Annotated in this window: 19 protein-coding genes and 1 pseudogene; all 20 read right to left on the reverse strand. The window is 38.3% G+C overall.

Features of this window, described 5'->3' with window-relative positions; genetic code table 11:
* Window positions 1-13: 13 nt before the first annotated feature.
* On the reverse strand, window positions 14-271 hold the full coding sequence (locus EG359_RS05930; protein ID WP_076351028.1) for a DUF6520 family protein: 258 nt from the start codon (window positions 269-271) through the stop codon (window positions 14-16).
* A 112-nt stretch (window positions 272-383) separates the two neighbouring features.
* Complete coding sequence (locus tag EG359_RS05935) at window positions 384-1880, reverse strand: DoxX family protein (RefSeq protein WP_084180266.1); 1497 nt, start codon at window positions 1878-1880, stop codon at window positions 384-386.
* Window positions 1881-1971: 91 nt separating this feature from the next.
* Window positions 1972-2742: a helix-turn-helix domain-containing protein gene (locus EG359_RS05940; protein WP_076351026.1), complete on the reverse strand. Its 771-nt coding sequence runs from the start codon at window positions 2740-2742 to the stop codon at window positions 1972-1974.
* A 287-nt stretch (window positions 2743-3029) separates the two neighbouring features.
* Window positions 3030-3506: a DUF3872 domain-containing protein gene (locus tag EG359_RS05945; RefSeq protein WP_076351024.1), complete on the reverse strand. Its 477-nt coding sequence runs from the start codon at window positions 3504-3506 to the stop codon at window positions 3030-3032.
* Window positions 3507-3518: 12 nt separating this feature from the next.
* Window positions 3519-4076, reverse strand: a complete 558-nt coding sequence (locus EG359_RS05950; RefSeq protein ID WP_076351022.1) for a conjugal transfer protein TraO — start codon at window positions 4074-4076, stop codon at window positions 3519-3521.
* Between the two features lie 10 nt (window positions 4077-4086).
* Window positions 4087-4974 (reverse strand): conjugative transposon protein TraN, encoded by an 888-nt coding sequence (traN, locus tag EG359_RS05955; RefSeq protein ID WP_076351020.1) that lies wholly within the window; start codon window positions 4972-4974, stop codon window positions 4087-4089.
* Window positions 4975-4988: 14 nt separating this feature from the next.
* Window positions 4989-6341, reverse strand: a complete 1353-nt coding sequence (gene traM, locus EG359_RS05960; RefSeq protein WP_076351018.1) for a conjugative transposon protein TraM — start codon at window positions 6339-6341, stop codon at window positions 4989-4991.
* Entirely contained in the window at window positions 6322-6609 is a 288-nt protein-coding gene (locus tag EG359_RS05965) for a TraL conjugative transposon family protein (protein ID WP_076352062.1), read from the reverse strand. The genes traM and EG359_RS05965 overlap by 20 nt, the downstream gene beginning before the upstream one ends.
* A 65-nt stretch (window positions 6610-6674) precedes the next feature.
* Window positions 6675-7298: a conjugative transposon protein TraK gene (gene traK / locus EG359_RS05970; protein WP_076351016.1), complete on the reverse strand. Its 624-nt coding sequence runs from the start codon at window positions 7296-7298 to the stop codon at window positions 6675-6677.
* Between the two features lie 2 nt (window positions 7299-7300).
* Entirely contained in the window at window positions 7301-8320 is a 1020-nt protein-coding gene (gene traJ / locus EG359_RS05975; RefSeq protein WP_076351014.1) for a conjugative transposon protein TraJ, read from the reverse strand.
* Window positions 8321-8335: 15 nt separating this feature from the next.
* Window positions 8336-8941 carry a DUF4141 domain-containing protein gene (locus EG359_RS05980; RefSeq protein WP_394343641.1) on the reverse strand — a complete coding sequence of 202 codons (606 nt, stop codon included), beginning with the start codon at window positions 8939-8941 and terminating at the stop codon, window positions 8336-8338.
* A 58-nt stretch (window positions 8942-8999) separates the two neighbouring features.
* Window positions 9000-11566, reverse strand: a pseudogene (locus EG359_RS05985) (TraG family conjugative transposon ATPase).
* A gap of 22 nt (window positions 11567-11588) precedes the next feature.
* Complete coding sequence (locus tag EG359_RS05990) at window positions 11589-12230, reverse strand: hypothetical protein (protein ID WP_123867284.1); 642 nt, start codon at window positions 12228-12230, stop codon at window positions 11589-11591.
* Between the two features lie 7 nt (window positions 12231-12237).
* On the reverse strand, window positions 12238-12564 hold the full coding sequence (locus tag EG359_RS05995) for a DUF4133 domain-containing protein (RefSeq protein ID WP_076351008.1): 327 nt from the start codon (window positions 12562-12564) through the stop codon (window positions 12238-12240).
* A 7-nt stretch (window positions 12565-12571) separates the two neighbouring features.
* Window positions 12572-12880 carry a DUF4134 domain-containing protein gene (locus tag EG359_RS06000; RefSeq protein ID WP_076351006.1) on the reverse strand — a complete coding sequence of 103 codons (309 nt, stop codon included), beginning with the start codon at window positions 12878-12880 and terminating at the stop codon, window positions 12572-12574.
* A 202-nt stretch (window positions 12881-13082) separates the two neighbouring features.
* The gene (locus EG359_RS06005; protein WP_076351004.1) at window positions 13083-13874 is read right to left on the reverse strand and encodes a hypothetical protein; all 792 of its coding nucleotides are present in this window, start codon (window positions 13872-13874) and stop codon (window positions 13083-13085) included.
* A 161-nt stretch (window positions 13875-14035) separates the two neighbouring features.
* On the reverse strand, window positions 14036-14563 hold the full coding sequence (locus EG359_RS06010) for a hypothetical protein (protein WP_123867285.1): 528 nt from the start codon (window positions 14561-14563) through the stop codon (window positions 14036-14038).
* A 96-nt stretch (window positions 14564-14659) separates the two neighbouring features.
* Window positions 14660-14956: a DUF3408 domain-containing protein gene (locus EG359_RS06015; RefSeq protein WP_076351002.1), complete on the reverse strand. Its 297-nt coding sequence runs from the start codon at window positions 14954-14956 to the stop codon at window positions 14660-14662.
* A gap of 6 nt (window positions 14957-14962) precedes the next feature.
* Window positions 14963-15364 carry a DUF3408 domain-containing protein gene (locus EG359_RS06020; protein WP_076351000.1) on the reverse strand — a complete coding sequence of 134 codons (402 nt, stop codon included), beginning with the start codon at window positions 15362-15364 and terminating at the stop codon, window positions 14963-14965.
* An 11-nt stretch (window positions 15365-15375) separates the two neighbouring features.
* Window positions 15376-16143, reverse strand: a complete 768-nt coding sequence (locus EG359_RS06025) for a ParA family protein (RefSeq protein WP_076350998.1) — start codon at window positions 16141-16143, stop codon at window positions 15376-15378.
* Between the last annotated feature and the right edge of the window lie 458 nt (window positions 16144-16601).

Below are 16601 nucleotides of genomic sequence, written 5' to 3' on the forward strand. Positions count from 1 at the left end.
TCCTTTCTTTTCTTTACGGCTGACTTCTGTGCATTTCAGTTGAACAGGTTGTTTCGTTCAATTTGAATTGGTACAACTGCACGGAACTTGATCCATCTAAAGTACATAGAAAAGAGCCTGCATTATCACAGTCTTGTTCCACTTGTACACATTGATTTCCTTCAATACGAAAAGTAGGAATAATTTTAGATGATTTGCTTACCTGATTTCCAGCAAAAGCTGCACCTATACCTACTGCTACAGTAAGAACAGGAATAAGTAATTTTTTCATGCTATCATAATTTAATCGGTTATCGCCTAATCTATTACAGGGTTTTCGGCTAATCCCCTTTTTTATCCCTATCCACCGACGGCTCCCAGAGCTGCCGATTTCGTAAATAATTCTACTTAAAAGCTTCTCCCCTGATTTTATAACGGCGCAACTCATTGCCAACAATTGCATACAGATCATTCCCGTTTACTAACCAGGAAGATAGCGCTTCACCTTTTTTATGATCAATATAAAAACTGCCCATGTACTGCTGTCTCGCTGTATTATATACGTCTATTATGGACGAGGTTCTCCAAGCTTCAGATGGCTCATATTGACCTTTCAGATTTGATTCGTTAAACAATAAGTCACCATAAATAACTGATCTTTTATTCACGGTAAATGGGGGTGCTCCCATTTTTTTGCTACCATCCGATAATTTTGTTATTGTTATTTTGGCATGTGTGGTCGTATCTATTGTTTGCAAACGTTTATCAATTCTCAAAGTACTATCCATGACAATAAACTGATTTCGATAAACGTATGTATATACCAATTTCGTCGCATTGCTATTGGAAATTAGTGAGCCATCAACAGAAAATACACCATCAATCTGTCCTTGAAGTATATCTGATTTTAATTTTACCTTCGAATTCCTACTTAGATCCAGCAAAGCTAATGTATAACTCCGGTCTGATCCTCGCTGTGTTCTGATGGCAAACCTCGTGGAATCGAGAATGACCATTTGATTAAAAAATGCATCCTTATAACTTAATGTCCGTGCGATAGAATCACCAAGATGTCCTCTATATATTATAGGAACTGTACCGTCAAACACATAAAAATATGGTTTTCGGACTTGAAGCTTTACATTGCGGAAATTATAATCTTTTTTATCAATTATTGTATGCATTTGGGAAAACACGGTTAATGATGTGTCAATTGTCGTAACAATCAACGGTGCACTGATATTTCCAAGATATAGAATACCCTCTTCAATTCCTGCCAGATAGAAAGAGTTCACTTTTAAGTCTTTTGTTTTTTCAATGAGTACAGGGTGCTGCAAGAATCTTCTTATGAAACTATTTTCACTTTTAATGATATGTTCTGAGCTTCGAAAAAGTCCAATAACAACGAGACAGCTGATAACAATAATTAGTCCTCCAACTCCAAGTTCTTTAAGTCCAGACCTTCCTATTTTTTTCACCAAAACAATTAGCGCAATAAATGATAACACTAAAAAGAAAATATTAAAGATCAGATGTTCAGTCCATCCTAATTTTTCTAGAATACCTCCACATGAGCATGGAACGAAATCGCTATAATTTAAGATAAGATATATATACAGTGTGAATGCTGACATAAGGCCGATTGATGCATATAGTCCTACCTTATTGCTATTTGGAATCAATAACATGATTGCCACCAAAAACTCAATGACCAAAATTCCGTAAGAAATAACTCCAGCATAGGCACTCAATAGTGGAGATTGGGCTAATTGAACCTGAAATGCTTCAAAGTCAAATAATTTACTGGCAGCTGCATAAATGAACAGTAAGGCAAGTAAAATACTGACAATCTTTACTAAGTGTTTCCATATAAAATTAATAACCCTTATAACCATTGGCATTGATTATTACAAATTTCGCCAATACAGGAAAATATAATACGGACAATATTGATGATAATATTCCCATTTTAAGGAAAAACATGCCAAATATTTATTTACCAACCTTCAGTTTTGCCAATCGCGGAATATCACCAAGACGAATTCCATTCCTTACAAAAACCTTGTGCATGTTCTCGTAATCAGAGAAATTATTTTTGAATGCTATTTCCTTCAAGCTAAGCGAAGTAAACGCAATATCACTAATAGCTTCCAACATCTTAATTTTTAACCAAAACCGATAGAAGGAATCACCAAGACAGGACTTGGAATCGCGCTGAAAATGCTCATAAATATAACCTTTGGATTCAATATAATTTTGAAGAGTCTGTTTAAATCCTTGGTTATATGACTTTAGTAGATCCTTTATATATAAAACATCGGATGGTACGTCTTGTAGTACATGTTTTGGAACGGATAGGTCAACAAAATGCACATAACCATTCCTTATGTCTTCCAAATATGCTATTCCAACGACAAGGTGCATGCTGTCCCCTTCTGTATATCGGTGATGAACTGGAAACACATCTTTAAAAGCTTGGGCTTTCCAATTCAACTTAGCAATAACATTAAGCACGATGGGGTCGTAATCATTTAAATCTGTAAAATCAAAACTACACACATGTTCCTTCTTGAATGCTTCATTCGGAATAATATCAAGCTTTTTTAAAATTGCATAAAAGCTATCCACAATACTTTGCAAACGCATAGATAATTCCAGTTGGTCGGAGAACAAAACGGCTGGCTTCACAAAGTTTAAATTGCAAAATTTAGAGATATTTCGCCCCGCCAAATCATCCAATAATGAAATGGTGTAAAAATTCATTGTAACCTATAGTTAGTTTTCAAAGTAAGACCGATCTCAGAACTGGCATTGTAATAAGTTTTCGTATAGTGTAATTTACGGCCTATAGTTTTTTAAATATAATATTTTTAATCTAATAAAGAAATAACATACAATAAACTACCAATTAAATGCATTACAACACATTACCGATCCTTTAATTGTAACAAAAAAGGACGGCTTTAAAGCCGTCCAATCGAGCATGGGCTCATTCTGGTAGTGTAGGATTTTCGTTTTATAAAAGTAACAAACAATTCCAGATTTAGAAATTATCTAACTGGGCCAATAATAATGGGGCCTAGCTTCTTATTGTTAAACTGGAATGATAGCTGCTTTTCATTACCAAAATTATCACTGATCCATACGTCAAAATTCTGTGCTACAAATGACTCAGAGGTATAATAAAGTCTGAATTCCTTTTGCATTAACGGGTATAGATCATTTGGCAGATAAGGTTTATGATCAAAATACCTCAATGTTCCTTGTCCGTCGTTCTGAAAATAACGTATATGATACTTATTTTCAGCGTACTCACCACTGGAGATAATCGATATTCTCATTTCCACTGTTTCACCCAGTGCTATATCTTTTGGTACAGGCATTACCTTTACATCAAAAGGAAAATTCTCCTGGATATCCAAAGTATCTTTTGTACAGCCTGACAAGAAGATAATTCCAACAATCGCCATCAAACCCAGTACAAGCGTACCAAATGACATTTGACTAATATGCATTATATTTTTCATAACATTATTTTTTCAAAAGTTAATGCGTAATCCAATCCCTGAAGAGGGTCTGAATTGATCCAAATCTGTTCCCCAAAGCACTCTAATGCGTCCCTGTAAAAGCAAAACGATATTATCGGACAAATAAGTTTCAAGAGATAATCTACCTGCCGTGCCGAACATGAAACCACCATCATTCAATAACAGCGCGCCGTCTGAAAGTATTCTATCGCCACGATTCAAAACTTCATATCCGGCAACACCGGTCAATCCCGCATTAAGTGTGATAAACTTTCTTGCATCCGAAAGCAACTGTACACTATATCCAATCTCACCCAAATAATTTTCCAACGGGAGCGTCCACTGCTTATAATCTGTAGTACGTCGCTGAAATTCTGCACTCCAAATCCAGTAGTTCCCGCGCCTGCCGAAGCTATTTAGGGTTAAATTGACGTAGTAATTAGAACTCACATCTTTACTTGCCAGCATTCCGACACTTACCTCTAGCGCTTTTTGTTTATAGACCATGCGTTGCGAATATCCATGAATACTTATAAGCATAAGTATCAAAACAATGATATACTTTTTCATAAGATATTTTTTACTGACTAATTTTGATTTTCATATCCGAAACAGATTTTGCATTCACCAGATCGGAATTTTCTATTTCTAACACCTGATTTCGACCTCCATTCTTCTCATACAATGCGATCTTTAGAACCTGATCATCAGAAATGGTAAATTGATCGAGAAGTACGACATTAGCTGCCGATGATTCATCTGAAACGATCTCCATCATCGGATATTCACGTAATGGTGCAAGCTGTTTTTCCTGCGAAACTGTCCTTTTACCAACCTGTTTATCCACAATCTTGAAAGTGCAATAATCAATTAGGTAAGGAACGTTAGATTTATTCTTGACCTCCGTATGAAAGTAAAATTTCCCATTGTGCACAAATATGCCCTTCAGGATAAATTGCACACCATAAGATTTAGATCCTATGTGTCTGATGTACCGTTTGTCTTGCTGATAAATGGTTTTCATCACCGTTTCCGTTAATGATGGTGGGTTGAAACCAAGTTCCTCAAACTGGACATTTTTTTGCTCGACACGTTCCCCCTCTTGTTGCATTTTATGCAGGTCATAATTTAATGTTTGCGGATAACCATTGTATGTCACATTAAAATTATAGAATTGCCCATCCTTTGTAATTACACTAAAATTAGTTTCTTCACTAAAATCCTTTACCGCAGCTTTAACACGCAGCACGTTCTGAGCATCTTCCGCGATTCCAGCAGTAAGCAACTCTGAACCCAGATCTGCATATCTTATCGCAACAGGAAAGATTAAATGAGTAGTCTTGTTGTATGTTACCTCAAGCCTATAGGCTTCGACCCTTCCCTTTTCAAGATCGGATTGTTGTCCAAAAGTTTTTATAAATAGTCCCACCAAAAGGACTATTAAAACTGTATTCCTTATGATATTCATCTTTTTGATTTTTGTTAATTATTCTTTTTCGTAACCAGCAAGACTTGCTGACCGGCTTTAAGGGTCACCTTGACAGTCCTTATTTTTTTTGAAAAATATCCCGAAACTCCCTGCACAAGACCGCGTGTCAGGTCTCCAACAACCTGCTGTCCTGCTGAACGCGACATGGAAATATTCATACCGGAACTTTGGCTCATATTAGCAGCTATCTCACCAGCGGCATTGATTTCATCAGACCTTGGAACGGATAACCCTAATTGACCATTCACATCATAAGCAAGTATCTCAACAGGCAGGATATTCCCCTTGACCTCAACTGATGAAACTTTTAACTGTAACCTATTCCCCTGAAATTTTGTACCAGCCTCCATTTCTGTCCCTTTGGGAACGCTGTAGCCCGCAATCGTTGCATCTTCCAGTAATCTCAGCTTTACAGAGCCATCCGCCGTAACAGTTTTAGTTTCCATAATTATAGCACGTATACTATTCCTTGCAATCCCCATTTTTTCTCTTGCCCCTACCGTTAAAAAGGAATGATTCCTTTCACCTTCCAGACTTGCTAGGAGAGTGCTGTCATCTTGTTCGCGATACAAAGCGCTGACTATACTTTTTCGTAGTACCTTTAGACTTTCCGTTTTTTCGGTTTTGCTTGGACTTTTATGATAATTATAATTTGCTGAATCTTTAAAAGATGCTGCTGCTGTCATATCCGTTCCTTGGGTTCCACTGGGAAGATATTTTGATGCCATTTGATACGACTTTTCCATTAAAGTTAGCTGGTCATTCAAGGTAGGAGCAGCCGGAACATCCTTTGCAGAAAGCTTCTCTTGCAATTGATCAACTTTCCTGCGCAATTCCAATTTCTCCCTATCATCATCTTGATAAAAGGAACTCAGCGTACTTTGTGCATTTCTGTAGCTCGTTAACGAATTATTCTGGTAACCTGGGTTTCCAATATTTCCTGATGTATTTCCAACACTTGCGGTAGACCCAGGAAATTCTCCCGCTGTAGTGCTATCGCCGTTGTTATTCCAATAATCAGCCAGTGATTGCAATGAACTTCTTTTTTCAGCTTCCTTTTCATCCAACATCTCTTTCTCGTATGCCTTTTGTTTATCCGCCTGCAAACCTTTGTCCGTAGCTTCGGGAACAACATTTTTTAATCCCTTTTCATCTATCGCGCTACCAGAACTTTTTGGCTTAAATATCAAATACAGGCACGCAATAAAAACAATTCCCATGAGTCCAAAAATCAACGGTTTTTTGAACTTGTCAACTTTTGATTTACTATCGGTTAAATTGGAACTATCACTGCCAGTTTCATCATCGACGATTATACTTATGCGTTTATTCTCTCTCTCTTCCATTTCTATATTTTTTATAGTTAATTAGGATAGAATCCTTCCTAGCAGATGAACCATCATTAATGGAGGGAGATTCTATATGGCTTATTTCCATTTGTCGATCCTCTTTGCCCAGATCATAGCATACCTTGACAAGCACACCAATGCCCATTGTGAGGTAAAAAGCAAAAAGAATAATGACATACCTGCATTGGGTCTTTAGCGGTAGTGCCTGCCACCTATTATCGAGTTTTTCTAACTCGCTTTCGATTGTATTTCTAAAATTTTTCATGTTATTTTTTTTTAGCTGTAGTGAACCTTTGTTATGCAGATTTCTCATTCGCCTACTACTTGTTTCTAGCGCTCAATGACCTCTTCGTCCTTATTTGCTGTTACACCGAATTTCAAAATCTGAAATCCCTGTGGGTTATTATCTGATTTCACACTGTTCAAGAGTGTACAGGAAGTAACCAAGCTTCGCCTGGTCAGATTACTGGATCTTATAATGAACTGCTTAGCATAGGTAGTCACAGCATAGGGGTAAGAATTAAAATTGCACACAACGCTATCAACCTCAATTCGTTGCTGCACATTACCAGAGATAATCCGATTATAGTATCCCTTCTCTGCAAGATCATGGTAGTAGTCGTAGGCACTTTTATCTGCTAGATCAAATGCGCGTTTCATATTACTTTCAATGGCCGCTTTGTCGGGAGCAAGCGTAAAAAACAGCTCGTGAAATCTACGCACATGTTCTCTAGCCATAACCGGCCTATTAATGGCAGCGTCCTGTGATAATGCCAGCATTAGCGATTTACCTTGATCCAAAACATAAATCTTTTCCCGCTGCACATTCGCAAAGGAATAGGATTTCCAGACTGAAAATCCAGTCACTCCCAAGCAAAGCAATGCAAAAACAATAGCGTATATTCTAATCTGTCTAAAGCTATTCTCTATATTTCTTAAAGTTTTAAACTCCATAATTATTTCGTTTTTTGCCCACCTTGATTATTACCCATAAGTTGACCTCCAACTTCGCCGATGGCAGCTCCAGCACCAGCAGCTGCGACATTTCCGCTACGCATAGCCATCTGACTAACATTTCTGGTGAAGTTCCCAGCGCCACCAGCCTGAATAATCCATCCCGTCACCGTAGGTATGGTGAAGTAACCAACAATTCCAATGATCATGAATATCACATATACGGTGTTACTGGTGTCGGGAATAAATGTTGGATCGTTGAGCATTTCAATATCCCGCTCTAATATTAAAGACTGGATTTTCGCAAGCATTGCACTGAACATATCCGCCACAGGAAGCCATAGGTAAACACTTATATACCGTGTCAGCCATTGGCTTAATGTACTCTGAAAACCATCCCATACGCTGATCGCAAATGCAATTGGTCCTAATATAGAAAGCACGATCAGAAAAAATGTTCGTATTGTATCGACGACCAAAGCAGCAGCCTGAAAGAGAATTTCCAATAGTTCTCTTAGCCACTTTTTTGTTGCCTGTTCCATATTATAAGCCGTGCGATCCATATACATTCCTGCCATCGTAACCAGATCATTTGGCGCCCAACCCAGCTCCTCCAGTTTTTTGTCGAATTCCTCGTTATTGACCAGATAGGCTGTTTCTGGATTTCTGAGTGTTGCTTCCTTTTCCAATAGGTCTTTTTGCTCCTGTAGCTTATTTAGGTCAAGCACCTGATTGTCCAGCATACTATGTGTTCCTTGCACAACCGGACTTAAAACCGCATTAATGGTTCCCAGTACGATGGTTGGAAAAAACATGATGCACATTCCAATCGCAAATGGTCGAAGTAAAGGGAAAACATCGATAGGTTCTGCTCTGCTCAATGCCTGCCACACTTTTAGTGCGACATAGAACAATGCACCCAATCCGGCAACACCTTTGGCAACAGTTGCCATTGTAGCAGACATCGGAAGCATCTCATCGTAGAGCCCCCGAAGGAGCTCATGTAGATTATTAAATTCCATAATTTTTCTTTTGATTTACCAATACTTTTGTCCATCTGTTCCATATAATTCCATTACCCTTTTGGTATTGTTTTGCTTCTTTGCGCGAAGAATACTGACAGAAATGTTTTTACTCGTATAGTATCGAACAAGGCTGTGGTATTCTTTGACCTCCTTATATACGCGGTCGATAATTTCCATTCGTTCCTTATCATTCAATGAAAGACTGCTTGAAGTGACGATCTGCTTGAGATCCTTAAGCAGCTCAGTACTCTCATTTAATAGTGCAGAATAGCCGTTACCGATAGCCATAAGTTCATTCGGAGAAAAATTCTTGTCATTCAACATTTTGCCAAAATTGTTTACATACATTGAACTGACATCTCCGACCAGCAATACCGTCTGCTGAACTTTCCTGGCATCTTTGACTAAATTGTTTACGGCCTTTAGCTTATCATAGTATTCCTTTCCCTGCTCGTAAACTTTCTTGACTTCGTTAAAATTTTTCACAACATTTGATACCGTGCTGGAGGTCTGTACAATTTCATTGGCGGAATTTAAAATTCCCGAAGCCAGATTTGTCGGGTCGGTTACAACCCACTGTGCTTGAACTTTTTGGGTAATGGCTACAGTTAACACCATTACTACAGTGATAATAAAATTTTTCATTTTCTAAATTTTTAGGATTGTTATTAAATAGTTAATTGTCATCTTTCGACAGTCCCTTGATTTTTCGCAGGGATATTTTCTTGATGGCTCCCTCAACATCGCCACCCATTTCCTGCGCAAGATTCATCACTTCTAATTTTTCAGATTCTTCCGTTGTATACGCCAAATACTCGTGATGGCTAACTTCTGTGGCATACACTGCGGAGTGCGTTCCACCTAAACCAATCCAAACTTCTTTGTAGAGGCGTGTGGGGTCATTGTCCTGGTTAATACTTAAAATCTGAGATTTTTCGCGTTCAGTCAGACCCAGCATTTTTTGAATGTCATCAAACTTATTAGCGTACTTTCGTTGGTCGAGCAGTATTTTGCAGTCTGAATTATTAATAATACTTTCACGTACAATCGGTGAATGAATAATGTCGTCCACCTCTTGGGTTACCACTACCGCTTCGCCAAAAAACTTCCTAACCGTTTTAAAGAGATACTTTAAATATTCCGCCATTCCTTCCTTCGCAATGGCCTTCCAGGCTTCTTCAATTAGTATCATTTTACGAACACCTTTTAACCTGCGCATCTTATTAATAAAGGTTTCCATTATGATTATTGTCACAACAGGAAATAGGATTTTATGATCTTTTATAGCATCAATTTCAAAGACAATAAATCTCTTATTAAGCAAATCGAGCTCTTTTTCTGAGTTCAGCAAATAGTCATATTCTCCACCTTTGTAATAAGGTTCCAGCACATTTAGAAAATTTGCAAGGTCGAAATCTTTTTCGCGGACTTCCTTTTCCTGAAGTACCCTTTTATAGTCTCCTTTCACATATTCATAAAAGCCATTAAAACTTGGTTGAACAGTTGATGATTTTATTTGCTCGATATAACCCGCAACCGCATTTGACAAAGCCACCTCTTCACTACGCCTCGGAGCTTCATCATCACGTTTCCAAAGGGTAAGGATAAGCGTCTTGATGCTCTCTCTTTTTTCGATATCAAACACATTATCGTCCGTGAAGAAAGGGTTGAACGAAATCGGATTATCTTCGGTGTAAGTAAAATAAACACCATCACCGCCTTTCGTCTTTCCCTTGATAAGCTCGCATAAACCTTGATAAGAATTTCCAGTGTCCACTAAAAGCACATGCGTCCCCTGCTCATAATACTGCCTCACCATATGGTTGGTGAAGAATGATTTTCCACTTCCATTTTTTTGAAGGGTTGGCGGGCTACTCAATTAAGGGTAGCCCGCCAACCCCCAGATGGCCCCAGAATGAAACGGTTTCTATTGCTAATAATGCCTTTTTTCATAGGCAAGTCCGAAATATCCAAATGGATTGGCTTACCCGTCAGCCTATCTGCGAGTTTGATCCCAAATGGCGACAATGAATCCTTATAGTTCGTTTCCTCCGTAAAAAAGCAAAGAGCTGGTTCAATGAAGGTGTAAAAGGATTCTTCAGAAGGGAAGTCACCTGAGTTGCCGGGTATCCCCGCCCAAAATAATGTGGCAGCGTCAACTGTGTTATGACGTGGTTTACATTCCATCAATGCCAAGGCACTTCCTACATCGTTCTTTATTTGTCGTAATTCTTCTCGATCTTCAGACCACGCAAATACATTGAAATGCGCCCGAATAGAAGGAGACCCATGAGAATGTGCCTCATTCAAATACCTTTCGATCCATTCTCTATTTATCTGATTGGCACGGCTATACCTTGCAAGTGAATGCATATTACGGGCAGATTTTTCAAACTTTCGTAAATTATCGGAACTATTGTCAATGAAGAGGTATTGATTATAAATGTGATTACAGCTCAACATTAGCCCAACGGGGGAGGCAAACGATAACATACAGTCACTTCTGTCGGTCGATAATCTGTCATACCGTTGCGATTCAGAAACGACACCAGGTAGATCATCGGTATCTGAAAGCGTATGCAAAACCATTCGGTTGCTTCCTATTCGTAGTTCCTCAGCACCTAGTGCCAGGTCTTCTAAGGGCACATCTTTTTCGCGTGACAGTGTGAAATACTGATCCAGTATTCCACTTCCATCCTTAGTTCCGATAATGTCAGACTCTTCGAGCTGATTCATTTTGATGTATCCGCTGTCATTGATGATACGCTGGAATTGCGCAACGTTCTCTACAAATCGTCGCATACCTTCCCTATCTCTGACCTCCTTTGAGATTAAGTTTCCCTTACAAAGACTACTAAAGTTGCTTTGCATACGCATCCTATCTTTAGTAGTTTTAGTTATAAAAACATAGCAGTAGTGATTTAAAAAGGGGCGTTCATTAAAATGCATTTGAAAGGAACGCGATAAAAAACTATGTTCAGCATTTTCTAAGTCGGGTCTATATTCTTCTTTTAAGTACCAATCCTGCTTATGTACAATGGTAAAATCAGGAAGTGTTTTAACAGCCTTGCTCCACGTAGAATGAATAGACTCATAAACATCAGCTCCTACGGTGAAAAGCTCAGGAAGAATAATTTGAAAACATAACGTGATATCCCCTTCCTTTGAGATGATGCAGTTATTTTCTACGGCCAGCAATGGAAATCTACTTTCCAAGGTGGTAGCCTTGCTAATATTTTTCATTGTAAAGATTTTTGTTTTTTTATTATCTACGGTTGCGCAGTTTTCTTGATTGGGCTCGAAGCCGCTGACTGGCAACCCATTTTTCATTTCGGACCAACTCGATTGACCTGCCAATCTTTACCGTGTCTACAAAGATTAAATCAGGATTCTGTTGACCGTTTTTATGATCCCGAAGATCCTTACACAGTGGTGGGCATCGAAGTTTTCTGTCAATGTAGAATCCTAGCTGGTCATTGTTAATATCCAAGTGAAGATCCTGGCGAGTCAACAAGTTGAAGGGGTTTTCCTTTTCGCGAAAGCAAATGTTCTGAAACTCATAGAGAAACTTTATTTCTGCTATTTCAACTTCGATTGCTTTGACACGTGGATGCATCTGTCCTACATATTCCCATAGTAACCTCGATCCCTCGCGGTCGTAAATTTCAAGTTGCTGCAAATGAATTTCCTTATACTGATCCTTGTTACCGCACGAAAGCTCTCCGACATTTCTGGTCTCTTCATCAAAATGAAAGTGAAGCTCACGACCACAGTGATTAATATTTCGTCCACTGATTATGTTGTTTCTATCCTGCGTATCAATCAACCGATAGTTCAATGCATCCACATAAAAGTCCGACCCTGGAACTAAACTGATCATCGGTAACAATCTTTCTTCATTCGCCATATCCATGTTATTTTCCATTAGGTGACTTACATACTAGATACTTGGTAATAATCTTTCTGCTGATGATATACTTTGGGTGCTTATTTTTTGCGCCAAGCTTCATCAGGCCATGCTCGCCATATTTTGCATTAAGCGCGAAAGTTTTCCAGATAATAAGTGAAGCAGTACTGAGACAGAAACTAAGACACAGGTACATGTGGATTCCAACCATATACATGATCATCACAAGGATGAGAGCAGTAAGCAGCCCACCGGCAAAAACAAAAAGGTATTGAGCTTTCAAACCTTTGAATTCAACCGTCCTCCCTATTCCTTTATTAATATGATACTTCATAGCAATTTTATAGAAAGAATGAACGCAATATTGTTGCAGCCACAATCAGGAAAATACATGCCCCAAACCAGCTCGCCGCCGTTTTACTCGTGTCAGGGTCTCCAGATGAAAATTTATTATACACTTTCACCCCTCCAATCAGTCCGACGACAGCACCGATCGCATAGATCAGCTTGGTTGCAGGATCAAAATAGCTGGTTACCATTTGGGTTGCTTCTGATATACCTGCTACACCATTTCCTTGGGCGAGGAGCACATTTTGGAAGGAAAAGCAAATGGCAAATACTAACAGAATTTTTAGTCTTCGATTTTTCATGTTTCATTACATTTTTAGTTCGTAATCCCCGCCTGTGCGGGCTTGGAAACAAAGGTGTCACGGGAATGAAATGAAATTGGGGAGTGTGGTATAGAGCGGACTAAATTGGCCTAAGGTTTCCTAATTGAACATATTCTTGATACAAAAAAAACCGCCAAAGTACTCAACTTTGGCGGCTCCTTACTATTAGCCATTTATATATTTATAGCTTTGGTCCTCTTTTGTTTTTGAAAGAATTTTCCTGTGCTTTGACGGCTTTCTGAATAGGTTTCTTTAATCTATTTTCAGTAATAAGATCATCTATCCCTGTTTGTTTCCAGGGAACGATCTTAGCCTCAAATTCAAGCTTCAATCCAACCCACTTTAGATCATCTGTTTCAGGCCATCCGTTTCGCCTGTTCCAGCCGACAGGATCGAGTACCTTCACATCTGGAATTTCAACGAATAACAGATCCTTTGGATATTCAGTGATATTCTCATAGTCCAGCTTTCCAATTTCATGCGTGCGTGGATTGTAGGGAAATGCATAAGTGTTGGTTTCCACAACATAATAATCGTCAAGGTCGTCAAAACGGATTCCTATTGTTGAAAAATCATCTTTGGGCCTTAATAAATCTATTCGGGCATCTGCATAGAAAATACTATCGGCAATTGTAATAGTTGGAAGTTGGCCGGAAGAAATTCGCTTTTTAAGCAAGTCCTGATCAACCATAACCTCAAAATCACTTGACCCCTGAATTTCTTCCACTGACTTATTGTATTTTAATGCCATACCATTCGGATCCAAGGTTACCAGTGGAGGCAGATCGACCATAAAGGATTTACCGGTAGATTCATCGTAGTGCTCAAACGAATAACCTTCTTTCCCTAGATCGTTCATTTGAAACATAGAATAAGTATTTCTGGGATTTGACGTTTCTCGCACAGAATTATTTTCAACATCAACAAGAAATTCGAAATTTTCCCATTTGTAAATAGGCAGGTTTGTTTCCATAACATTTTGATTTTAGTTTTTCTTAATTCCAAGACTGCTAAAATCTGCGAAAACAGGAAAAGGATGCACAGAATGAGATAATTAAGTACTAATTATTCCTATAGTGTCCCATTGATGCATTGTTTTCGTCAAGCTCTACCTTGCAATCGAAATTGATCCTATCATAAAAAATTACCAATATCAAAATCGTCCAACTGGCCTTCAGATGGTGCCACAACGTTCAAGTTCTTGCTATCTAAAGTTTTATCAAGTAAAATTGCTACCCTTTGGGAAGCACCTTCAATTGTATTCTCTAAAACATTGTATAAATCCGTCCCCTGTATTTTTTGCATAACATCAATTACCTTATTTTGCTGCTCCGATTCGAGATCATTTTGCTGGAGAAGTTTTCCTACCGTCAACAACTCTTCAAGGGAAACACCCTGACTGAATCTTTCATCATAAGGTGGAAATTCATCCTCCAACCATTCTTCATCTTCGATCGGATCAATAGGTACTTCGCCCTCCAGTTGTGGATTTAATTGATTTTCCAAAACTTTGTTAGGTTGATCCAATTCATCAGTTTTAGGTTTTATCAATGGCCTACCGCTAATTCTGTCTTCACTTAACCTATGATCTGTGTCCTTATGGGTTTTGCCCATAACATCAGGTAATTGGGAAGAAACCGCCTTCGGTTCCGGTGTTTTCACGGACTTAACTATTTTAACCTTATCAATAGCAAGCAAAACGATAATTGTAAAAAGGCAGACCAGGATCACAATTTGTATTAAACCTTCCATAACACATCAAAAAAGAGGTTTACAGTTAGCTTCAAATTCCTCAATTATCATCGACTCAAATAGGTCAAAATGATGTGAAAGTATATTGTCGAGGTAGGCATAGAGAGGGATCTTATCTCCGCCAATGATTTGGGCAATCCGGGATAAACGTTGGTGGTACTCTTCCCGCAAATAGATACTTTTTTCACCTCTTTTTTCCATATTTTTTTTGTCTAGGAACAACTTTTCATATGTTCCCTTAGCAATTCCTGTTTCTTGATTTACCTTAATAGTAACTTCAACTTTGTTTTGTGTCTTTTTCATTGTCAATTATATTATCGGTTTAAAGCGGTCATTAAAGTAATCAGTGATGTCACCCCCAAATTCCCTGAAATGATATTCCAAAATATTGTCTATGTAAGAGTACAGCGTTACTTTATCTTCCCTTGTCAATTGTACGATCCGAAGCAAACGTTCATGGAATTCCGATCGAATGTATACAACCTTACCACTTCTTCCCGAAGGAAAACGGTTGACCAGAAACGTTTCTTCATAATCAACTTTCTTAGCTAATGATGATTTTGCCCGTTCGCGGGGTTTACTCTCTTTTGGTTCATCCTGTTTATCGATAATCTTATCTAGAGTCGGCTCATCCCCACTCATAATCTGCATGAGATAATCTTCATCGACGACAGGTCTGTCAAAATCTTTTCGTTCCTTTCCTCTTGCCATTTCTTTAAAATTTATAGGTGAATGATCTTTAGAAACTCCGTTATAAATAGGTCAAAGCGGGTAACCTTCAATAGCTGCAATTCAGCTGGTAGCAGACTGGATCGAAAAACGTAATTAATCGTATCATCCGTCTCTTTTCTAAACCGCTTACTATCCCGAATACCTGTTTTCATCATAAGTAGACCAAGCTCCTCGATCACCTCTTGGTATGCATTGTAGAGACCTGTCTTTTCACGTCCATCAACTTGGTTCCAAAACAGCCAGAGGGCTAGCCTTTCGTTCTCATCATCTGAGGGAGGAAGTTGAAGAAAGGCCTTACTGAATGCAAGTGTACTCTCCACGACAAGACGATCAGCAGTGATCGGAGAAAAAATAAAATCCATCGACTTTAACGCGGTTAACACGCCTTTTGTATTGGCTGTACCCGGTAAATCAAAGAATATAATATCTGGCTCAACAGAAAGCTGACTTATATTCTCTAAAGCTGTTTCCAGAGCTATATCCGCCTTACTCTTAATAATCGGGTAAGCTTTCTTATTAATGGTCTGGAATTGCTTCATAGCTGCCTTCTTGTGATATTCACTATTCATGATACTTACTCTATCTCTTTCTCGCATATTACTCAGACTATGCTGTGGGAAGTCACAGTCCATAACCAAAACATTAAAACCTAATCGATAATGCAGCACACTTGCCAGCAAAGTTGTGATTGTGGACTTCCCCACTCCTCCTTTTTGAGTATAAATGCTGACCTTTAAAGTTTTCTTCTTTTTTTCCATTGCTTATATATTATTAATCATTTTACCATTTAACCCCAAAAGCGGGAATGCAGAAACATATTTTATCTCTTTACTTCGACAATTGCAGTGTGTAATACCTTGTATACAAGTTGTTATATTACTTTTTATATGATTACCAAGGTGGAAATATGACCATAAATGAAAATGTAAAATCATTCACAGGTAGATACAAAAGACATTTTGCCAACTTTACCGCTTTTACGCTTTTACACTTTTATGTTTTTATGTTTTTAAAACCTAATACTTTTATTACCTACTTATTGACATATTACATTCCTGACCAAAATGCAGGTTTACCAATCTTCCCCATTTGTTGTAAAGGAAAACAGTTTTAATAGGCATTAATGCTATCAGGGACATACTAACCTATCTTTTCCGAAATTGACTTAATCCTTTTAGGATTAACTTCTACTGTAGTATTTTTTTTATTTCTGTTC

It is taken from the genome of Chryseobacterium joostei (genome assembly GCF_003815775.1).
In the GTDB taxonomy this organism is placed as follows: Bacteria; Bacteroidota; Bacteroidia; order Flavobacteriales; family Weeksellaceae; genus Chryseobacterium; species Chryseobacterium joostei.